This is a genomic window from Klebsiella sp. Q11, assembly GCF_964241505.1.
Classification (GTDB): Bacteria; Pseudomonadota; Gammaproteobacteria; order Enterobacterales; family Enterobacteriaceae; genus Klebsiella; species Klebsiella michiganensis.
Map to the genome: position 1 here is coordinate 59,645 of NZ_CAXSXW010000016.1, position 19,354 is coordinate 78,998.

20 protein-coding genes are annotated in these 19,354 nt (G+C 57.5%); 12 read left to right on the top strand and 8 right to left on the bottom strand.

The features are described 5' to 3' along the window. Positions 1-47: 47 nt before the first annotated feature. Positions 48-551, top strand: coding sequence for a GNAT family N-acetyltransferase (locus ACESQ2_RS22640; RefSeq protein WP_004098126.1), 504 nt, complete (start codon positions 48-50; stop codon positions 549-551). Between the two features lie 152 nt (positions 552-703). Beyond that, the gene (locus ACESQ2_RS22645; protein ID WP_064405950.1) at positions 704-1,726 is read left to right on the top strand and encodes an alpha/beta hydrolase; all 1,023 of its coding nucleotides are present in this window, start codon (positions 704-706) and stop codon (positions 1,724-1,726) included. Positions 1,727-1,766: 40 nt separating this feature from the next. On the opposite strand, the gene miaE is transcribed toward ACESQ2_RS22645, so the two are convergent. Together miaE and rraB are read right to left on the bottom strand one after the other, a co-directional pair. Further along, on the bottom strand, positions 1,767-2,525 hold the full coding sequence (miaE, locus tag ACESQ2_RS22650) for a tRNA isopentenyl-2-thiomethyl-A-37 hydroxylase MiaE (RefSeq protein ID WP_014227673.1): 759 nt from the start codon (positions 2,523-2,525) through the stop codon (positions 1,767-1,769). A 52-nt stretch (positions 2,526-2,577) separates the two neighbouring features. Then, a complete protein-coding gene (rraB, locus tag ACESQ2_RS22655; RefSeq protein ID WP_004098122.1) occupies positions 2,578-3,003 on the bottom strand; it encodes a ribonuclease E inhibitor RraB in 426 nt (141 codons plus the stop codon). Between the two features lie 99 nt (positions 3,004-3,102). On the opposite strand from rraB, the gene ACESQ2_RS22660 reads away from it, so the two are divergent. Together ACESQ2_RS22660 and argF are read left to right on the top strand one after the other, a co-directional pair. Next, complete coding sequence (locus ACESQ2_RS22660; protein WP_370798676.1) at positions 3,103-3,198, top strand: hypothetical protein; 96 nt, start codon at positions 3,103-3,105, stop codon at positions 3,196-3,198. After that, positions 3,168-4,172 (top strand): ornithine carbamoyltransferase, encoded by a 1,005-nt coding sequence (gene argF, locus ACESQ2_RS22665; protein WP_014227672.1) that lies wholly within the window; start codon positions 3,168-3,170, stop codon positions 4,170-4,172. The genes ACESQ2_RS22660 and argF overlap by 31 nt, the downstream gene beginning before the upstream one ends. A gap of 111 nt (positions 4,173-4,283) precedes the next feature. On the opposite strand, the gene ACESQ2_RS22670 is transcribed toward argF, so the two are convergent. Beyond that, complete coding sequence (locus ACESQ2_RS22670; RefSeq protein WP_373171332.1) at positions 4,284-4,736, bottom strand: YhcH/YjgK/YiaL family protein; 453 nt, start codon at positions 4,734-4,736, stop codon at positions 4,284-4,286. 192 nt (positions 4,737-4,928) lie between these two features. On the opposite strand from ACESQ2_RS22670, the gene ACESQ2_RS22675 reads away from it, so the two are divergent. The 5 genes from ACESQ2_RS22675 to ridA all read left to right on the top strand — a co-directional run bounded on the left by ACESQ2_RS22675 (position 4,929) and on the right by ridA (position 8,743). Continuing rightward, positions 4,929-5,033, top strand: a complete 105-nt coding sequence (locus ACESQ2_RS22675) for a pyrBI operon leader peptide (RefSeq protein WP_072351778.1) — start codon at positions 4,929-4,931, stop codon at positions 5,031-5,033. A gap of 36 nt (positions 5,034-5,069) precedes the next feature. After that, positions 5,070-6,005 carry an aspartate carbamoyltransferase gene (gene pyrB / locus ACESQ2_RS22680; protein ID WP_014227670.1) on the top strand — a complete coding sequence of 312 codons (936 nt, stop codon included), beginning with the start codon at positions 5,070-5,072 and terminating at the stop codon, positions 6,003-6,005. Positions 6,006-6,016: 11 nt separating this feature from the next. Beyond that, positions 6,017-6,478, top strand: coding sequence for an aspartate carbamoyltransferase regulatory subunit (pyrI, locus tag ACESQ2_RS22685; RefSeq protein ID WP_004098115.1), 462 nt, complete (start codon positions 6,017-6,019; stop codon positions 6,476-6,478). A 260-nt stretch (positions 6,479-6,738) separates the two neighbouring features. Then, on the top strand, positions 6,739-8,202 hold the full coding sequence (gene gbpA / locus ACESQ2_RS22690) for an N-acetylglucosamine-binding protein GbpA (protein WP_049103809.1): 1,464 nt from the start codon (positions 6,739-6,741) through the stop codon (positions 8,200-8,202). 154 nt (positions 8,203-8,356) lie between these two features. Continuing rightward, positions 8,357-8,743 carry a 2-iminobutanoate/2-iminopropanoate deaminase gene (gene ridA, locus ACESQ2_RS22695; protein WP_009652347.1) on the top strand — a complete coding sequence of 129 codons (387 nt, stop codon included), beginning with the start codon at positions 8,357-8,359 and terminating at the stop codon, positions 8,741-8,743. A 67-nt stretch (positions 8,744-8,810) separates the two neighbouring features. Here the strand turns inward: ridA and mgtA are convergent, their stop codons facing one another. After that, the gene (mgtA, locus tag ACESQ2_RS22700; protein WP_373171333.1) at positions 8,811-11,519 is read right to left on the bottom strand and encodes a magnesium-translocating P-type ATPase; all 2,709 of its coding nucleotides are present in this window, start codon (positions 11,517-11,519) and stop codon (positions 8,811-8,813) included. A 144-nt stretch (positions 11,520-11,663) separates the two neighbouring features. Next, entirely contained in the window at positions 11,664-11,717 is a 54-nt protein-coding gene (mgtL, locus tag ACESQ2_RS22705; protein WP_219539102.1) for a mgtA regulatory leader peptide MgtL, read from the bottom strand. A gap of 180 nt (positions 11,718-11,897) precedes the next feature. On the opposite strand from mgtL, the gene treR reads away from it, so the two are divergent. From treR to treC, 3 genes are all read left to right on the top strand, one after another. Then, positions 11,898-12,845, top strand: a complete 948-nt coding sequence (treR, locus tag ACESQ2_RS22710; protein WP_373171335.1) for a trehalose operon repressor TreR — start codon at positions 11,898-11,900, stop codon at positions 12,843-12,845. Between the two features lie 128 nt (positions 12,846-12,973). Then, positions 12,974-14,392 (top strand): PTS trehalose transporter subunit IIBC, encoded by a 1,419-nt coding sequence (treB, locus tag ACESQ2_RS22715; protein ID WP_014227666.1) that lies wholly within the window; start codon positions 12,974-12,976, stop codon positions 14,390-14,392. Positions 14,393-14,446: 54 nt separating this feature from the next. Further along, positions 14,447-16,102, top strand: coding sequence for an alpha,alpha-phosphotrehalase (gene treC / locus ACESQ2_RS22720; RefSeq protein ID WP_368767771.1), 1,656 nt, complete (start codon positions 14,447-14,449; stop codon positions 16,100-16,102). A 123-nt stretch (positions 16,103-16,225) separates the two neighbouring features. Here treC and celB read toward each other — a convergent pair whose 3' ends face one another. From celB to ACESQ2_RS22735, 3 genes are all read right to left on the bottom strand, one after another. Further along, positions 16,226-17,581: a PTS cellobiose transporter subunit IIC gene (gene celB / locus ACESQ2_RS22725; RefSeq protein WP_049069346.1), complete on the bottom strand. Its 1,356-nt coding sequence runs from the start codon at positions 17,579-17,581 to the stop codon at positions 16,226-16,228. 26 nt (positions 17,582-17,607) lie between these two features. Continuing rightward, on the bottom strand, positions 17,608-18,915 hold the full coding sequence (locus ACESQ2_RS22730) for a 6-phospho-beta-glucosidase (protein WP_046878189.1): 1,308 nt from the start codon (positions 18,913-18,915) through the stop codon (positions 17,608-17,610). A gap of 79 nt (positions 18,916-18,994) precedes the next feature. Further along, on the bottom strand, positions 18,995-19,303 hold the full coding sequence (locus ACESQ2_RS22735; RefSeq protein ID WP_014227662.1) for a PTS sugar transporter subunit IIB: 309 nt from the start codon (positions 19,301-19,303) through the stop codon (positions 18,995-18,997). Between the last annotated feature and the right edge of the window lie 51 nt (positions 19,304-19,354).

Consider the following 19,354-nt stretch of genomic DNA (forward strand, 5'->3'; position numbering starts at 1 on the left):
GTGTTATTAACAACATTATCCGTCATTATTTTGCAATGAGTCTTCACATGAATACGAGCGCAACCCTACCGCTAACCCTGCGCCGCATCACGGCTAATGATAATCCGGCGATTGCCGCTGTTATCCGCCAGGTCTCCGCTGAATATGGTCTGACCGCCGACAAAGGCTATACGGTAGCCGATCCGAATCTGGATGAACTCTATGAGCTTTATAGCCAGCCGGGTTCCGCCTATTGGGTCGTTGAGCAGAATGGTGAAGTGGTGGGCGGCGGCGGAGTGGCACCGCTCTCCTGCAGCGAGCCCGATATCTGCGAACTACAAAAAATGTATTTTATGACCTCCGCGCGCGGCCAGGGGCTGGCGAAAAAGCTGGCGCTGATGGCCCTTGATTACGCCCGCGAACAGGGATTCAAACGCTGCTATCTGGAAACCACCGCCTTCCTGAAAGAAGCTGTCGGTTTATATGAGCACCTCGGCTTCGAGCATATTGCTGAGCCGCTGGGCTGCACCGGCCACGTTGACTGCGAAGTCAGGATGTTGAAAGTGCTGTAGCGCCCGCAAAACGGCGACGTTGATTAATCGAAAAAATGCATGGTTTTCATGCAAAAAGAGCGTTATTCACCGCCCGTTTTCGCTAATACACTCTTCGAGCATTGGATCTTTTCGCCTGCCGTCGCGGCAGGCTTTGCTCAGGATAGAACACCATGAAAAAACTCCCCCTCCTGCTCACCGGCGGCCTGCTGCTTGCCGGCATGGCTTCCTGCGTTAACGCCGGCGAACTTGCTGGCAATACCGAAGGCGCTCAGGTCATTCGCGTGGAAAAAACCCGGGGCCGTATCGATGCGCTCAACGATATCGTTTATAGCCAGGTAAAAAGCACCGTCGCCGTTCGTCAGCTGCATATGTCTTTACTGGTACCGCGTAACGGCGATCTGAAACCGGCAATCATCTATTTCCCCGGCGGCGGTTTCACCAGCGCGACCTGGAATAAGTTTATCGAGATGCGTATGGCGCTGGCGGCGGCGGGATTCGTCGTCGCGGCGGCGGAATACCGTACGGTTCCCGACACCTTCCCAGCCCCGGTTATCGATGGTAAAGCCGCCGTACGCTATCTGCGCGAACATGCCGCGGAATACGGTATAGACCCGTCGCGTATTGGCGTGCTGGGGGATTCCGCAGGCGGCTATATGGCGCAGATGCTGGCGCTCACCAACGGCGACAAAACGTTCGATCGTGGCGATAACCTGGCGCAATCCTCGGACGTGCAGGCCGCCGCCACGCTGTACGGTATTTCGAACCTGTTGAATATCGGCGAAGGTTTTCCGCAGGCGATTCAAAAGGTGCACCAGTCGCCGGCGGTCACTGAAGCGCTGCTGGTACACGGTAGCGCCTTTCGCGACTGGCCGGGAGCGACGATTGACAGCGATCCGCAAAAAGCCCTGGCGGCCAGCCCGATGGGCCATATCAGCGGTAAAAAGCCGCCGTTTTTAATTATGCACGGCAGCGCCGACACCCTGGTTTCACCGGTACAAAGTCAACAGCTCTATCGCGCGCTGAAAAAGGAGGGCAACCCGGCCGATTACGTGTTGCTGGCGGGCGCGGAGCACGGCGATGACAGCTGGTATCAGAAGCCGGTTATTGAACGGGTGGTGAACTGGTTTAAAGCGACCCTCGGCGCGCCCAAAGCCGCCGCGACGGCAGAGAAAGACAAAAACGCCAATCTGTAATGGATCGTCAGGCCGCTGCGGTGAAGCGGCGGCCTGACGTTCAGGCGGGCACGCCGCTGTGAAAACGAAACTCCGCTTCAGGCGCGTTAATAAGCGCCGCTTCCGCTTCGCCAAGCTGGCGCACGCGTTCGCTGATATCGTCCTGGGCGATTCTCTGCGCCAGGTCCAGATAGTCCTGATAGTGGCGCGCTTCGGAACGCAGCAGCGACAGATAAAACTTCTGCAGATCGTCATCCAGCCATGGCGCCAGCGCGGCAAAACGCTCGCAGGAGCGGGCTTCAATATAGGCTCCGCAGATGAGTTTATCGATCAGCATGACCGGTTCGTGAGAACGCACTTCCCGGCGCAGCCCGCGGGCATAGTTGCTGGCGGTGATTTTGACGTACGGGATTTCGCGGGAAAGCATGATTTCCCTCACCTGCCAGAAGTGATGCAGCTCCTCTTTGATCAGCAGAATCATGCTGTCGAGTAGCTGACGTCCCCAGGGATCGTCGGTCTGCGGCATGGCGCTTTTATTTATCTGCTTATGCAGCGCGACGAAATCCGGCTCCGGGCCCCAGCGGTAGGTGAAGTCCTCATACGGCTTCAGGCAGGCCAGCAGCTCATCCGCGTCCGCTTTATCCGCGACGTATCGACGCACCAGCAGCATAGCGTTTTGCGCCGCTTTCAGCTCGCACACCATATGGTCGGTCAACAGCAGCGGGAGGTTTTCCGGTTTACGGGCTTCATCAATCCACGCCTGAGGAGTTGGGCAATGCAGAAAGCTTAAAATCGGGGCGAGTATTTGCGGGTAATCCATTAAAATTCCTTGCTATACGGCGGCATATCGCACCGCCGTATACCTCTGCTACTTAGTGGCGAACGCCGTCGTCGTCTTCATCAACCAGATCTTCGTCGTCGTCACCTTCTTCGTCTTCCCCGTTCGGATCTTCGTAGTAGGTGCCCCAGCCGTCGTACTCGACGTCGTATTTTTCCGCCAGGGTCATCAGCTGCTCAACCTGGGCGTCAATCAGCTCGGCATTCAACGCGGATTCGCTGAGAATATCGCAGCAAATCACGGTATCGCCCTCTTCGACTTCCAGCTCTTCCGGCTCAGTCACTTCGTAGCCCAGCTTGAAGGCCTCGACCGCCACTTTCTCCAGCGTTTCGAAATCATCGGCAGAGAGATGATGCTCAATGGTGTACAGCGCGTCAGGATCGCTGCCGTCTTCGAGCAGCTCTTCAATAATCAGGCGCGTTTCTTCACGCTGTTCTTCCAGTAATTCCGGGTTTGCCATGGCTCGTTCCTCATAATGTGTCGCGGATGCTTCTATTGTCACATACCGCCGTGATTGCCTCCACCTTCTGAGCGAAAGATTTATGACACGGGGTTGCAAATGAATATTCATACATATAAAGTGAATTTTAATTCAACAAATGGCTTGAGCCATGTGAGGGAACCATGTCCGCGTTTTATCAGAAGCATTTTTTAAAGTTGCTCGATTTTACCCCCGCCGAAATCACCGCTCTGCTTGAGCTGGCGGCCAGGCTTAAAGCTGATAAGAAAAACAATATTGAAATTCAGCATCTCACCGGCAAAAACATCGCGCTCATCTTCGAAAAAGACTCTACCCGCACCCGATGCTCTTTCGAAGTTGCCGCATTTGACCAGGGCGCTCGCGTCACCTGGCTCGGCCCCAGCGGCAGCCAGATTGGCCATAAAGAGTCGATTAAAGACACCGCCCGCGTGCTGGGGCGCATGTACGACGGTATTCAATATCGCGGCCACGGCCAGGAAGTGGTTGAAACCCTGGCCGAGTATGCCGGCGTTCCGGTATGGAACGGCCTGACCAACGAATTCCACCCCACCCAGCTGCTGGCGGACTTACTGACCATGCAGGAGCATCTGCCGGGCAAAGCCTTTAATCAGATGACCCTGGTCTACGCCGGCGACGCGCGGAATAATATGGGCAACTCCATGCTCGAAGCCGCCGCGTTGACCGGGCTGGATCTGCGTCTGGTCGCGCCAACCGCCTGCTGGCCGGAAGAGAAGCTGGTCGAGCAGTGCCGGGCGCTGGCGCAGAAAAACGGCGGCAATATTACGCTGACCGAAGATATTGCGGCGGGCGTGAAGGGCGCGGACTTTATCTATACCGACGTCTGGGTATCGATGGGCGAAGCCAAAGAGAAGTGGGCGGAGCGTATCGCGCTGCTGCGCGGGTATCAGGTAAATAGCGAGATGATGGCGCTGACCGGCAATCCGCAGGTGAAATTCCTCCACTGCCTGCCCGCGTTCCACGACGACCAGACCACGCTCGGCAAACAGATGGCGGCGGAGTACGGCCTGCACGGTGGTATGGAAGTGACCGACGAGGTATTTGAATCCGCGGCGAGCATCGTTTTCGACCAGGCGGAAAACCGCATGCATACCATCAAAGCGGTGATGGTGGCGACGCTGGGTAAGTAAGCGTTCTCGCGATATTCCCCCGGATTGCGCTGCGCTTATCCGGGCTACCCGCCCCCAAACCGCGCGGATCTGTAGCCCGGGCAAGGCGCCAGCCGCAGCCCGGGGTATTTTTTACGCCATCAGCATCTTCACTACCGCTTTGCGCACCTTCGCCGGCGTGCCCACGGCGCACAGCGGCTTATGCACTTCACCGGGATAGACCACCACAAAGTCGCCTTCGCTGAGGATGACGGTTTTTTCCTGCGCACCCTCCGCCAGGAAAGCGATGTCTTTCTCCGCCAGCCAGTCGATATCCGGCGCGCCGGCAGGGAGAACGCTAAAGGTCATTCCTTCCTGGCCTTTCAGTACAATCTGGATGTCCAGGTAGCGGGCGTGATACTCGGCGCGGCGGTCGGCCATCGGCTCGGTGGTATCTTCGGAAATGAGATAGAACAGGTTGTTGCCGTCAATATCATGTTTACCCAGCGGCGTCGCGTCGGTGACATGCGCTTTAACATGTTCGATAGCCTCACGCAGAGACGCCGGCAACCCGCTTTGCAGATGGTGAATATTTCCAACGATCATAATAGCCCTCAAATATAAAACAGCTTTTCATTTCGCGTTTATACCCCCCATCCGACTGCCATACCACCTCTTTTTGCGGGTTTTTTGCGTTAACGCATGATTCCCCAGGCAAACGTTTACCTGTTTGTGGATTAATCGCTTGATCCGAAATATGAGCTGCGTATAATGCCACCCGTTTTGCCGGGAGGAATTATGGTTCAGTGTGTACGACATCGCGTCTTACCGCGTCTGAAAACAGACGCTGGCCTGCCGTTTTTTCTTTCCGTTGCATCCGTATTCGTAAAGCCCCTTATTTAAGGGGCTTTTTTTTTGCCCAGGCGTCAGGAGATAAACATGGCTAACCCGCTATATCAAAAACATATCATTTCCATAAACGATCTCAGCCGCGAAGACCTTGAACTGGTACTGGCAACCGCAGCAAAACTCAAAGCCAATCCGCAGCCGGAGCTGCTCAAGCATAAAGTGATCGCCAGCTGCTTTTTTGAAGCGTCGACCCGCACCCGCCTGTCGTTTGAGACCTCCATGCACCGCCTGGGCGCCAGCGTGGTCGGTTTCTCAGACAGCAGCAACACCTCGCTGGGCAAAAAAGGCGAAACCCTGGCCGATACCATCTCGGTCATCAGCACCTATGTCGATGCCATCGTCATGCGCCACCCGCAGGAGGGCGCGGCGCGTCTGGCGACCGAGTTCTCCGGCGGTATTCCGGTACTCAACGCCGGCGACGGCGCGAACCAGCATCCGACGCAGACCCTGCTGGATCTGTTCACCATTCAGGAGACCCAGGGCCGTCTGGAAAATCTTAACGTGGCGATGGTGGGTGACCTGAAATATGGCCGCACCGTTCACTCCCTGACCCAGGCGCTGGCGAAATTTAACGGCAACCGCTTCTACTTTATCGCCCCGGACGCGCTGGCCATGCCGCAGTACATCCTCGACATGCTCGATGAAAAAGGCATTGCCTGGAGCCTGCATAGCGCCATTGAAGAGGTGATGGAAGAGGTGGACATTCTGTATATGACCCGCGTGCAGAAAGAGCGTCTCGATCCGTCGGAATATGCCAACGTGAAGGCGCAGTTCGTCCTGCGCGCCGCCGACCTGGAAGGCGCACGCGCGAATATGAAGGTGCTGCATCCGCTGCCGCGCATTGATGAAATCACCACCGACGTCGATAAAACGCCGCACGCCTGGTACTTCCAGCAGGCGGGCAACGGCATCTTCGCGCGCCAGGCGTTACTGGCGCTGGTACTGAATAGCGATCTGGCACTGTAAGGGGAAAAGAGATGACACACGACAATAAATTACAGGTAGAAGCCATCAAACGTGGCACCGTTATCGACCATATCCCGGCGCAGGTCGGCTTTAAGCTGCTGACCCTGTTCAAACTGACCGAAACGGATCAGCGCATCACCATCGGCCTGAACCTGCCGTCAGGTGAAATGGGCCGCAAAGATTTGATCAAAATTGAGAACACCTTCCTGACCGACGAGCAGGTCAACCAGCTCTCCCTGTACGCGCCGCAGGCCACGGTAAACCGCATTGATGAGTATGAAGTCGTCGGTAAATCCCGACCGAATCTGCCGGACCGTATTAACAACGTGCTGGTATGCCCGAACAGCAACTGTATTAGCCACGCCGAGCCGGTATCCTCCAGCTTTGCGGTGAAGAAACGCGAAAACGATATCGCGCTGAAGTGCAAATATTGTGAAAAAGAATTTTCACATCATGTCGTGCTGGCAAATTAAATTCGCCAGCTTTTATCCGGAGCAGCCCGATAAACGGGACTGCTCCTGAACGATAATTTAAATCATCCGCACGGCCGTCAACTCACTGACCTCGGGTCAGATAATCAACATTCATCAATTTCTCATCAACTCGTCTCATGATTAAAAATAACAAACAATGAGATTAATCATTAAATATCACTGCTATTGAACCTGAATTTTTCCCTTCATACACTCCAGTGCGTTTTCTATTTTTTTAATCAATGTTCACAGGATGAATTATGAAAGTGAAAAAAATATCGTTATATACAGCAACATTATTATTTACCTCCTCAGCATTGGCTCACGGCTATGTGGAATCGCCGCCAAGTCGGGCGTACCAATGTCATTTAGGGAAAAACACCGACTGCGGTTCGGTGCAGTGGGAACCGCAAAGCGTCGAGCAAGCGAGCGGTTTTCCTGAAGGGGCAATGCCGCCTGATGGTAAACTGGCCAGCGCGGGTAAAAGCAACTTCTCGCAGCTGGATAGCCAGAGCCCGACTCGCTGGGCGAAAACCACGATAAAGAGCGGTAAAAATAATTTCGTCTGGCACCATTCTGCGCCGCATAGAACGACTAACTGGCGTTATTACATTACCAAACAGAACTGGGATCAAAATAAGCCGCTGACGCGCAGCGATTTTGAAACTAAGCCATTTTGTCAAATCGACGGTAATGGCGCGACGCCGGCTGTACAGGTCACGCACTCCTGTAATGTACCCGATCGCACCGGCTATCAGGTTATTTATGCCGTCTGGGAAATTGCCGATACGGCAAATAGTTTTTATCAGGCCATTGACGTTGATTTCGGCGGCGCCAGCGATGAAACGGAGAATGAATCCCTCTGGACAACGCAGCTCGCAGGCCAGCTTAGCGGAAAAGATCTGCATGCGGGAGATAAAGTCATTGCCCATTTCTTTAACGCGAGCGGTGAAGTTCATTCGCTGCAAACGGAATTGACCATCGCCAGCGAAGCGCAAGGAAAAAGCAGCCAGTGGTCTTACGATCTGGCTGAAGCTATTAATACCGCGCATCAGGGCAAGCTGCGCGCCGGGGTAAAAGGGAGTGATGGCAACATTACCCCCCTCCACGGCGTTAACCAGGTGTATGTGCCAAAAGACAGCACCGTTCAAAGCGTTACGCTGACCTACGCCGAGTCGCAGTCAGACGATATCGTGGAAGAATCCCTGAGCGTCGCCAACGTTAACGCAACCAAAATCGCCAACGGGAAAGCGACGGTGACGTTCAACGCCACGGCCAGCGGAAAAATGCATCTCACCGCCACCGTCAACGACCATGCGGGCACGCAGAAAGGGAGCATTCAGCAGACGATAGATAATCGCTCCCTGACGGTATCTATTCCGCTGACCAACGTTCAGGCAGGCCATCATATGCTGCGCTACTCTGCCAGCAATGCGCAGGGCGCCACCCTCAGCCAGGGGGTCATTGACCTGATGCTGGAAGAGAGTACGGTTCAGCCGGACCCGACGCCTGCGCCTGCGGGAAACTACGACTATACCTTCCCGGATAACCTGAAAAGCTATAAGGCGGGAACGAAAGTCATGCAGCCTAAAAACGGCAAAGTGTACCAATGTCGCCCGTTCCCCTACAGCGGCTACTGCGTGCAGTGGAGCCAGTACGCCACTCAGTTCGAACCGGGTACAGGTTCTGACTGGGCCATGGCATGGACGGAAGTCACCCACTAACTTCATCCTTCAGGCTCACGCCTTATGCGGATAGCGCGCTGCGTTATCCGCTTTTCTCCTTCGCAAAATGCGGCCTGCTTAATGATAAAGCAGCCAGCACTCTTTATAATGACCCACGCCAGTCAGATTACATTCACATATTTCAGGAGAACTCATGTCTAAAACTATCGCGACGGAAAATGCGCCAGCAGCCATCGGCCCGTATGTTCAGGGCGTCGATCTGGGTAACATGATCATCACTTCCGGCCAGATCCCGGTAGACCCGAAAACCGGTAGCGTGCCGGAAGATGTCGCCGCTCAGGCGCGTCAGTCGCTGGAGAACGTGAAAGCTATCGTCGAAGCCGCGGGCCTGAAAGTGGGCGATATCGTTAAAACCACCGTTTTCGTCAAAGACCTCAACGATTTCGCCACCGTTAACGCCACCTATGAAGCCTTCTTCACCGAGCACAACGCCACCTTCCCGGCGCGCTCCTGCGTGGAAGTGGCGCGTCTGCCGAAAGACGTAAAAATTGAGATTGAAGCGATCGCCATTCGTCGCTAATCGTAGACAGTATGAACAAAGGCAGCCCGGGGCTGCCTTTGTTGTTTCTGCACGTAAAGCGCCTCGCTCACTGCCAGCCGTAGCGGCGGCTGTAGAAGCCTTTGACCATCTGGGTTAGCGTCATATAGCCCGCAAGGATCGCAATCAGCCATGGGAAGTAGCTGAGCGGCAGCGCCTGAAGCTGCAGGTAGCCCGCCAGCGGCGAGAACGGCAGCGCAATCCCCACTACCATCACCAGCAGCGTCATCACGATCAGCGGCCAGGCCGCGCGGCTCTGGATAAAGGGGATCCGCCGCGTACGGATCATATGCACGATCAGCGTCTGCGACAGCAGGCCCACCACAAACCAGCCGGACTGGAACAGGGTCTGATGTTCCGGCGTATTGGCGTGGAACACCCACCACATCAGGCAGAACGTCAGAATATCGAATATGGAGCTGATTGGCCCAAAGAAGACCATAAAGCGGCCGAGATCCGCCGGGTTCCAGCGCTGCGGTTTACGGATCTGCTCATCGTCCACGTTATCAAACGGAATGGCGACCTGGGAGACATCGTACAGCAGGTTCTGGATCAGCAGATGCAGCGGCAGCATCGGCAGGAACGGCAGGAAGGCGCTGGCGACCAGCACGCTGAAGACGTTACCGAAGTTGGAGCTGGCGGTCATTTTGATGTACTTGAGCATATTGGCGAAGGTCCGACGGCCTTCAATAACCCCCTCTTCCAACACCATCAGGCTCTTCTCCAGCAGGATGATATCCGCCGCCTCGCGGGCGATATCCACCGCGCCGTCGACGGAAATACCGATATCCGCCGCGCGCAGCGCCGGAGCGTCGTTAATGCCGTCGCCCATAAAACCCACCACGTGTCCTTCGCGTTTCAGCAGGGTCACGATACGCTCTTTGTGCAGCGGCGCCAGGCGAGCAAACAGGGTGGTACGTTTTGCCAGCTCGGCCAGCTCATCATCATTCAGCGCTTCAACCTGGCTGCCGATAACCACGTCACCCGCGTCCAGCCCCACTTCATGACAGACTTTCGCCGCCACCAGTTCGCTGTCGCCGGTCAGGATTTTGACCGTAATACCGCTGGCCTTCAGCGCCTTCAGCGCCGGGCCGGTGGTCTCTTTCGGCGGATCGAGGAAGGCGATATAGCCTTCGAGGATCAGGTCTGACTCATCCGCGCGCTGGTAGTCGCCTTCGCGGGCGGGCAGGTACTTCGTCGCCACCGCCACCACGCGCAGTCCCTGACGGTTGAGGGTGTCGGTTACGCGACGGATGCGCCGCAGCATGGTGTCGTCCAGCGGTACGATGTCGCCGTTATAGCGCACCTGGGTCGAGACGTTGAGGATCTCCTGCAGCGCCCCCTTGCAGATTAGCTGATGGACGTTGTCCTGCTCCTGCACCACCACCGACATGCGGCGACGCTCAAAATCGAACGGGATCTCATCGACTTTCTGCCAGCGTTCCGCCAGCCCGCGCGCTGGCTCCAGCTCGACGCCCTCCAGCACCGCGGTATCGAGCAGATTCTTCAGCCCGGTCTGATAGTGGCTGTTCAGCCAGGCCGTATGCAGCACGCGTTCGCTCACCTTGCCGGAGACATCGGTGTGGTTCTCCAGCACGATTTTATCCTGCGTCAGGGTGCCGGTTTTATCGGTGCACAGGATGTCCATCGCGCCAAAGTTCTGTATCGCGTCGAGGTGCTTGACGATTACTTTCTGTTTCGACAGCTTTACCGCCCCGCGCGCCAGGGTCGAGGTGACGATCATCGGTAGCATTTCCGGGGTCAGGCCCACCGCGACGGAGAGCGCGAACAGCGCCGCCTCCCACCAGTCGCCTTTGGTGTAGCCGTTAATCAGCAGCACGATCGGGGTCATCACCAGCATAAAGCGGATCAGCAGCATGCTGACCCGGCTGATGCCTTTCTGAAAGGCGTTCGGCTCGCTTTCCTGCTCGCTGACGCGGCCAGCCAGCTGGCCAAACCAGGTGCCGCCGCCGGTAGCGAAAACAATCGCCTGCGCCGAACCGCTGACCACGTTGGTGCCCATAAAGCACAGGGTGTCGCACTCCAGCGGGTTTGCCTGCAGCGGGTCGCGGGTGCGGGCCACTTTTTCCACCGGCAGCGATTCACCGGTCAGCGAGGCCTGAGCGACAAACAGGTCGCGCGCCTGAATGACGCGCAGGTCTGCCGGGATCATGTCTCCCGCCGATAGCTTGACGATATCCCCCGGCACCAGCTGGTCGATGGGCAGCTCGCACCAGCGGCTCTCGCCCTGTTCGTTCACCACCCGCAGGACCGTCGCGGTGTTGCTGACCATCGCCTTCAGGGCGTCCGCCGCTTTAGTTGAACGGGCTTCCTGAATAAAGTTCAGCAGCGTGGAGATCCCCACCATCAGGGCGATAACCGCGGCGGCAAACAGATCTTCCGTTGAGTAGGAGACGATACCCAGAACGGTCAGCAGCAGGTTGAAGGGGTTGCGGTAGCAGCTCCAAAGATGCACCCACCACGGCGACGGCTTCTGCGCCGGGATCTGGTTTTCGCCATACTGCGCGATTTTCTGCGCCACTTCGCCTGCATTTAGCCCTTCCGGATGGCTGGCGAAGGCGCGCCAGATTTCATTCTCATCCATTGCCGCCACGTCCAGGCACTGCTTGCCGAGGGAGTCCGGGATCGGCGCGCTCGCCAGATTGCGGGCATCGGGTAGCGGATCGCGTTGTACTAAACGACGCGGTAAATGACGACCAAGCTGGGCAAACAGCTGGCGGGTAAAATTTTTAAACATAAACAGTCCCTCCGCGCTCGCGCGAGCGAACGCAGGCTACCGACAGGCGCGAGTCAACCTTACCTGTCAGGCATGTTATTTTTATGGCAGGGACGTCAAAGACATCGCTGCTTTACGCTTCCGGTAAAGCAGCGCTACGCAGATTTACCGGAAAAAAAGGGGGCTCCATCGAGGATGAGGAGTGGGATCGGGGTCCATAAAATCTCCGGTAAATGAATACAAACGGCGCGAATTATACCGTCGCCGATAATCTATTTGTGGCTATTATGGCGATAATACCCCCGGGCAACTAAACCAGACGTAAACCAGACTTTGCTCATTGTGGTTTCGTTGAGTAGCATTAGGCTCACTTTAAGCGGACCACAACGAGAACCCTGCATGCAAAACCGGCTGACCATCAAAGATATCGCACGCTTAAGCGGCGTCGGGAAATCGACGGTATCGCGCGTGCTTAACAACGAAAGCGGCGTCAGCGAACGCACGCGTGAGCGCGTTGAAGCGGTGATGCAGCAGCACGGGTTTTCGCCCTCACGTTCCGCCAGGGCGATGCGCGGCCAGAGCGATAAAGTGGTAGCGATCATCGTCACCCGTCTGGATTCGCTGTCGGAAAACCTCGCCGTACAGACCATGCTTCCCGCCTTTTACGCTCAGGGCTACGATCCGATTATGATGGAGAGCCAGTTCTCCCCGGCGCTGGTCGAGGAGCATCTCGGCATGCTCGCCCGGCGCAATATCGACGGCGTGGTGCTGTTTGGTTTCACCGGCATCCATGAAGAGATGCTCACCCCGTGGCGAGAGACGCTGGTGCTGCTGGCCCGCGACGCACCGGGCATCGCCTCCGTCTGCTATGACGATGAAGGTTCGATCAGGATGCTGATGCAGCGCCTGTACGATCGCGGGCATCGCCACATCAGTTTCCTCGGCGTGCCGCACAGCGACATCACCACCGGGCAGCGCCGCTACCAGGCCTACCTCGATTTCTGCCAGAAAAAACACCTCACGCCCCTCGCCGCGCTGCCGGGCTTGGGCATGAAGCAGGGCTACGAAAACGTTGCCGGCGTACTGTCGGCTGAAACCAGCGCGCTGGTCTGCGCCACCGATACCCTCGCGCTGGGAGCCAGCAAATATCTCCAGCAGCAGGGAATCGATCGTCTCCAGCTCGCCAGCGTCGGCAGCACGCCGCTGATGAAGTTTCTCCACCCGGAGATCCTGACGGTCGATCCCGGCTACGCCGAGTCCGGACGCCAGGCGGCGCAGCAGCTGATCGAGCAGATCGCCGGAAACCGTGAACCCCGTCAAATCGTGATTCCCGCCGTACTGAATTAAGCCTGTCTTAACGATTTATGTGATCTTCGCTGGGTTTCGGGAACGTTCCCATTTTGCAATTCAAACGGAGCGAGTAGGATCCAATGCAAGTTAAATGCAACCTCTCCCCTCGGTCATGAGGCCTCATCATGAGTAAAGTGAATCAGCAGGACATCGATAAACTTATCGAACTGGTGGGCGGGCGCGACAATATCGCCACCGTCAGCCACTGTATTACCCGTCTGCGCTTTGTGCTGAATAATCCAGCCATTGCCAAACCGAAAGAAATTGAACAGCTCCGCATGGTGAAGGGCTGCTTTACCAACGCCGGGCAGTTCCAGGTGGTGATCGGTACCGAGGTTGGCGACTACTATAAAGCGCTGCTGGCGACCACCGGCCAGGCCAGCGCCGATAAAGAACAAGCCAAGAAAGCCGCGCGGCAGAATATGAAGTGGCATGAACAGCTCATTTCACACTTCGCGGAGATCTTCTTCCCGCTGCTGCCTGCGCTGATCAGCGGCGGCCTGATCTTAGGCTTCCGCAACGTGATCGGCGATCTGCCGATGAGCAACGGCCAGACGCTGGCGCAGATGCACCCGTCGCTGAAAACCCTTTATGACTTCCTGTGGCTGATTGGCGAGGCGATCTTCTTCTACCTGCCGGTGGGTATCTGCTGGTCCGCGGTAAAGAAAATGGGCGGCACGCCAATCCTCGGCATCGTGCTGGGCGTTACGTTAGTTTCTCCGCAGCTGATGAATGCCTACCTGCTGGGCCAGCAGGTGCCGGAAGTATGGAACTTCGGCCTGTTCACCATTGAGAAAGTCGGCTACCAGGCGCAGGTGATCCCGGCCTTGATGGCGGGGCTGGCGCTCGGCTTTATCGAAACGCGGCTGAAACGCATCGTGCCTGACTACCTCTATCTGGTGATCGTGCCGGTCTGTTCGCTGATCCTGGCGGTCTTTCTCGCCCACGCTTTTATCGGCCCGGTTGGCCGCATGATTGGCGACGGCGTGGCCTGGGCCGTGCGTCATCTGTTAACCGGCAGCTTCGCGCCGATTGGCGCCGCGCTATTCGGCTTCCTGTACGCGCCGCTGGTGATTACCGGGGTCCATCAGACCACGCTCGCCATCGATATGCAGATGATTCAAAGCATGGGCGGTACGCCGGTCTGGCCGCTGATCGCGCTGTCCAACATCGCCCAGGCATCGGCGGTGGTGGGAATCATCATCGCCAGCCGCAAGCAGAACGAACGCGAAATCTCCGTTCCGGCGGCCATTTCCGCCTACCTCGGCGTGACGGAACCAGCCATGTACGGCATCAACCTGAAATACCGCTTCCCGATGCTCTGCGCGATGGTCGGCTCCGGTCTTGCCGGGCTGCTGTGCGGACTGAACGGCGTGATGGCCAACGGCATCGGCGTCGGCGGCCTGCCGGGTATCCTCTCCATTCAACCAACCTACTGGCAGGTTTACGCGCTGGCGATGGCTATCGCCGTGGTCGTGCCGATTGTCCTGACAACGGTTGTTTACCAGCGCAAATTCCGCCAGGGCACCTTACAGATTGTCTGACGTCTTATTTTCGGGGCGCGCTGTCGCCCCCCTTTTTTGTAGCAGGAACGCAATATGAATACCCTTCCCCTCTGGTGGCAAAACGGCGTTATTTATCAAATCTATCCGAAGAGTTTCCAGGACACCACCGGGACTGGCACCGGCGATTTGCGCGGCGTGACCTCCCGCCTCGACTATCTGCAAAAGCTTGGCGTTGACGCTATCTGGCTGACGCCGTTTTACGTCTCGCCGCAGGTGGATAACGGCTACGATGTGGCCAACTATACCGCTATCGATCCCGCCTACGGCACGCTCGACGATTTCGACGAGCTGGTGGCCCAGGCGAAGGCGCGAGGAATTCGTATCGTGCTGGATATGGTGCTGAACCACACGTCGACCGAGCACGCCTGGTTCCGCGAAGCGCTCAACAAAGAGAGCCCGTATCGTCAGTTCTATATCTGGCGCGACGGCGAACCGACCACGCCGCCGAACAACTGGCAATCTAAGTTTGGCGGCAACGCCTGGCAGTGGCACGCCGAAAGCGAGCAGTACTATCTGCATCTGTACGCCGTCGAGCAGGCGGATCTGAACTGGGAAAATCCGGCGGTGCGCGCGGAGCTGAAAAAAGTCTGCGAATTCTGGGCCGATCGCGGCGTCGATGGCCTGCGCCTCGACGTGATCAATGTTATCTCCAAAGACCAGACCTTCCCGTCCGATACCGCGGGCGACGGCCGGCGCTTCTATACCGATGGTCCGCGAGCGCACGAATTTTTGCAGGAGATGAGCCGCGATGTCTTTACCCCGCGCAACCTGATGACGGTGGGCGAAATGTCCTCCACCACGCTTGAGCATTGCCAGAAGTACGCGGCGCTCGACGGCAGCGAGCTATCGATGACCTTTAACTTCCACCATCTGAAGGTGGACTATCCCGGCGGCGAGAAGTGGACGCTGGCGCGCCCGGATTTTGTGGCCTTGAAATCGCTGTTCAGGCACTGGCAGCAGGGGATGCACAATCGCGCGTGGAACGCGCTGTTCTGGTGTAATCACGACCAGCCGCGCATCGTCTCCCGCTTCGGCGACGAGGGGGAGTACCGCGTCCCGGCGGCGAAAATGCTGGCGATGGTGCTGCACGGCATGCAGGGCACGCCCTATATCTATCAGGGCGAAGAGATTGGCATGACCAACCCGCACTTTACGCGCATCACCGATTATCGCGACGTTGAAAGCCACAACATGTTTATCGAACGCGCGGCGCAGGGCCGGGATGCGGATGAACTGTTGGCGATTCTGGCCAGCAAATCGCGCGATAACAGCCGCACGCCCATGCAGTGGAACAGCGGTGAGGGCGGCGGATTCACCGCCGGCGAGCCGTGGATTGCGCTGTGCGATAACTATCGCGAGATTAACGCCGAGGCGGCGCTGGCGGACCCGGAATCGGTGTTTTATGCCTATCAGCAGCTGATTGCGCTACGCAAGAGCACGCCGGTGCTGACCTGGGGCGACTATCAGGATCTGCTGCCGGAACATCCGTCGCTGTGGTGCTATCGCCGTCAGTGGCAGGGGCAAACGCTGGTGGTCGTGGCGAACCTGAGCCGCGAGTGCCAGCGCTGGCAGCCGGAAGGGATGAACAGCGACTGGCAGGTGCTGATGAGCAACTACGCGGAAGCGGCGAATCGCCCATCCGATATGACCCTGCGCCCGTTTGAAGCGGTATGGTGGCTGCAGGAGTAACCCCTCCCCGGCTTGCGCTGAGAGTCCCGGGTCGCGCTGCGCTTACCCGGGCTACAGGTTCACCCTCTTCTGCGAGCCGGTAGCCCGGACAGGCGCGTCAAGCGCCGCCTCCGGGAATATGCTTTAAATACGATCGGCCGCAGACAGCGTCGCGCTGGCTTCCGGCTGCGCGGACGCCTGCTCTTCTTTCGCCTTCAGGCGATCCCATGCCCGGAAGAACGGATAGTAGATCACCAGCGAGATCGCCAGGTTCACCACCTGCAGCACCGCGCCGGAAATATGCCCTCCCGTCGCCAGATAGCCGCTCATAAAAATAGGCGTGGTAAACGGCAGCGCAATCCCCGCCGGCTTCATCACCAGCCCGGTGGCCATCGCAGTATACGAGACAATCACCAGCAGGACCGGCGTCAAAATAAACGGCAGGAAGAAGTACGGGTTCATCACCAGCGGAATGCCGAATACCATCGGCTCGCTGATATTGAACAGCGCTCCCGGCGCGGCAATTTTCCCCAGCTGTTTCATCTGCTGGCTACGGCTGCGCAGCAGCATAAAAATCACCAGCCCCAGCAGCGCTCCGGTACCGCCGGGCGCAATCCACAGGTCATAAAACTGCTGGGTGATGATATGCGGGATCGGCAGCCCATTCTGAAACGCTTCCAGGTTTTCCGACATATTCGACAGCCAGACCGGGCGAATAAACACCAGCACAATGGTGTCGCCGTGCAGCCCCAGGGTCCACAGGATACCAATCAGGATCACCGAGATAATCATCCCCGGCAGCGAACCGCCGACGTGCGACATGGGAATACCGATAAGGGTGGTAATCATGCTATTGATATCACCGAACGGCGAAGCTTCAACGATCAGGCGCAGCGCCAGCACCACGGCCAGCACGCAGAAGCCGGGGATCAGGGCGAGAAAAGATTTCGCCACCGCGGGCGGTACGCCCTCCGGCATGCGAATCACCAGATTACGGCTGGCCACCAGGCGGTAGATCTCCGTGGAAAGCAGCGAAATCACAATCGCCACAAACAGCCCCTGGCTGCCAATCATCCCCACCGGCAGCACGCCTTTGACAAGCTGCGCCGCCGAACCGTCTGCCGGCGTAAAGAGCGTCACCTGGGGGATCGTCATCACAAACGCCACCAGCGACATCGCCCCGGCGCTGAGCGGGTCCAGGGTGCGATATTTTTCCGCCAGCCGGTAGGCAATGCCGAACGCGGAGAGCAGCGCCATGATGTCATAGGTCGCTTTGACCGGGTACAGCATCTTATCGCGCCAGGCATCGCCAAACACGCTGGTCATCATCTCACCGTAGCCGGGAATCGGCAGGTAGGCGAATATCAGGAAAAACGAGCCAATCAGCATAAACGGCATATTGAGAATAATGCCGTCGCGTACCGACAGGACATGCTTCTGACCGCCGATTTTCAGCGCGGCGGGCATGACAGAGCGTTCAATAAATGAAGTACGAGACATAGTGGTATCCCCGAAGGCGGAAAAGTTTAGTTAAACTGCGTTAACCAGGGGCGGTTGATGGTTAACACCTCATCAAGCAGCGCCCGGGCATCGGTCACATTCCCGACCAGCGGGTTACTCACCAGCGCCAGCAGCGCGCTATCCCGGCAGCCGTGGACCGCGGCCTCAATCGTCAAGCGCTCGAAGGCTTTCACCTGTTGCGTCAGCCCGTTCATGATCGGCGGCAGCGCGCCAAAGGCCAGTGGTCGTGCGCCCTGCGCGTCAATAATGCTGTTAATTTCCACCACCGCATCATCATCGAAGCCGTGAATCGCGCCGTTGTTGCGGGTGTTGACGACCATCTCTTTGCCAAGATTGTTGTAGATGGCGTTAATCAGCTCCACCGCCACTTCGGAATAGTACGCCCCGCCGCGGAAGCTCAGCTGTTCGGGCTTTTCATCCAGCTCGGGCCGGGCATAGATATCAAACAGCTCCTGTTCCACCTTCATCACCTGTTCCGCGCGGGTGCCTTTGGTTTTGGCCGACTCAATCTCTTCCGCCAGCATCGCCGGCGTCAGCCAGAAATAGCGATGATAGGGACAGGGGATGGCCTTCAGGGCCCGCAGAAACTCCGCCGGCCACGGCAGCGATTGAATATTGTTCATCGAGAGCGATTGACCGTCACACAGCATGTCGATGACCTTACTGGTCACCTCTTCCCGCCCCTGCATCACCTTGTGTACCCAGACCATATGATTCAGCCCGGCGAAGCTCAGCCGGACCTCCTCTTCTTTTGCGTCCAGCATTCCGGCAATCATGTGCTGCATATTGATGGGCACGTTGCACAGGCCGATGATTTTCGCGCTGCTGTAGCGGCTCACCGCCTCCGTCACGATCCCTGCCGGATTGGTAAAATTAAGGATAAAGGCGTCGGGCGCCAGCGCTTCCACCTTGCGGGCAACCTGTAAAATCACCGGAATCGTGCGCAGCGCTTTGGCAAAGCCGCCGACGCCGGTGGTTTCCTGACCCAGCAGATGGTACTTCAGCCCCAACCGCTCATCCGCCGCCCGCGCCGCCAGCTGCCCAACCCGCAGCTGGGTCAGCACGAATTGAGCGCCGCGAATGGCCTCATCGAGGCCGAAATGCACGCTGACCTTCACCTGTTCGAGGCCATGGCGCTTTAGCATACGCTGGGTCAGCGCGGCGATAATCGCCACTTTCTCGCGCCCGGCTTCGACATCCACCAGCGCCAGTTCCGTGACCGGAATCTGCTGATGGCGAAGGATAATGCCTTCGACAAGTTCCGGCGTATAGCTGCTGCCGCCGCCGATGACGGCAATTTTCAATGTTTGCATAGTGGCCTCATTTTTGGCGTACAGATCCCCGCGCAAGGCCGCAGCGGCGTTGCGAAATGAACGCGTTGATGGGTAAGGGTTAGGAGTTCAGCAGAGCGAGCGCTTTATCGAGGACGGCGGCCCCGCGCATCATGCCGTAATCCGCCATATCGATCACCGCCACGGCTTTCCCGTGCGGTGCAGCAAGCTCCGTCAATCGGGCCGCTTCATACTTCACCTGAGGCCCCAGTAAGATCACGTCGGCATTGGGCAACTCGCGCTCAAACTCGGCGACGGGTACGGCGTAAATCTCCAGCCCCAGCGCGCGCTGCTGCGCCTCGGCCTTCATTTTGTTAACCAGCATGCTGGTGGACATTCCGGCAGCGCAGCACAGGACGATACGTGGCATAATTCCTCCCAATGGATTTGGCGTAAGCGAGCGCTAAACAGACACCATCGA

What these genes read in the sequence shown, in the direction of transcription:
- ACESQ2_RS22640 (WP_004098126.1), top strand. Translation starts at nt 48, where the DNA reads ATGAATACGAGCGCAACCCTACCGCTAACCCTGCGCCGCATCACGGCT.
- ACESQ2_RS22645 (WP_064405950.1), top strand. Translation starts at nt 704, where the DNA reads ATGAAAAAACTCCCCCTCCTGCTCACCGGCGGCCTGCTGCTTGCCGGC.
- miaE (WP_014227673.1), bottom strand. Translation starts at nt 2,525, where the DNA reads ATGGATTACCCGCAAATACTCGCCCCGATTTTAAGCTTTCTGCATTGC.
- rraB (WP_004098122.1), bottom strand. Translation starts at nt 3,003, where the DNA reads ATGGCAAACCCGGAATTACTGGAAGAACAGCGTGAAGAAACGCGCCTG.
- ACESQ2_RS22660 (WP_370798676.1), top strand. Translation starts at nt 3,103, where the DNA reads ATGAATATTCATACATATAAAGTGAATTTTAATTCAACAAATGGCTTG.
- argF (WP_014227672.1), top strand. Translation starts at nt 3,168, where the DNA reads ATGTCCGCGTTTTATCAGAAGCATTTTTTAAAGTTGCTCGATTTTACC.
- ACESQ2_RS22670 (WP_373171332.1), bottom strand. Translation starts at nt 4,736, where the DNA reads ATGATCGTTGGAAATATTCACCATCTGCAAAGCGGGTTGCCGGCGTCT.
- ACESQ2_RS22675 (WP_072351778.1), top strand. Translation starts at nt 4,929, where the DNA reads ATGGTTCAGTGTGTACGACATCGCGTCTTACCGCGTCTGAAAACAGAC.
- pyrB (WP_014227670.1), top strand. Translation starts at nt 5,070, where the DNA reads ATGGCTAACCCGCTATATCAAAAACATATCATTTCCATAAACGATCTC.
- pyrI (WP_004098115.1), top strand. Translation starts at nt 6,017, where the DNA reads ATGACACACGACAATAAATTACAGGTAGAAGCCATCAAACGTGGCACC.
- gbpA (WP_049103809.1), top strand. Translation starts at nt 6,739, where the DNA reads ATGAAAGTGAAAAAAATATCGTTATATACAGCAACATTATTATTTACC.
- ridA (WP_009652347.1), top strand. Translation starts at nt 8,357, where the DNA reads ATGTCTAAAACTATCGCGACGGAAAATGCGCCAGCAGCCATCGGCCCG.
- mgtA (WP_373171333.1), bottom strand. Translation starts at nt 11,519, where the DNA reads ATGTTTAAAAATTTTACCCGCCAGCTGTTTGCCCAGCTTGGTCGTCAT.
- treR (WP_373171335.1), top strand. Translation starts at nt 11,898, where the DNA reads ATGCAAAACCGGCTGACCATCAAAGATATCGCACGCTTAAGCGGCGTC.
- treB (WP_014227666.1), top strand. Translation starts at nt 12,974, where the DNA reads ATGAGTAAAGTGAATCAGCAGGACATCGATAAACTTATCGAACTGGTG.
- treC (WP_368767771.1), top strand. Translation starts at nt 14,447, where the DNA reads ATGAATACCCTTCCCCTCTGGTGGCAAAACGGCGTTATTTATCAAATC.
- celB (WP_049069346.1), bottom strand. Translation starts at nt 17,581, where the DNA reads ATGTCTCGTACTTCATTTATTGAACGCTCTGTCATGCCCGCCGCGCTG.
- ACESQ2_RS22730 (WP_046878189.1), bottom strand. Translation starts at nt 18,915, where the DNA reads ATGCAAACATTGAAAATTGCCGTCATCGGCGGCGGCAGCAGCTATACG.
- ACESQ2_RS22735 (WP_014227662.1), bottom strand. Translation starts at nt 19,303, where the DNA reads ATGCCACGTATCGTCCTGTGCTGCGCTGCCGGAATGTCCACCAGCATG.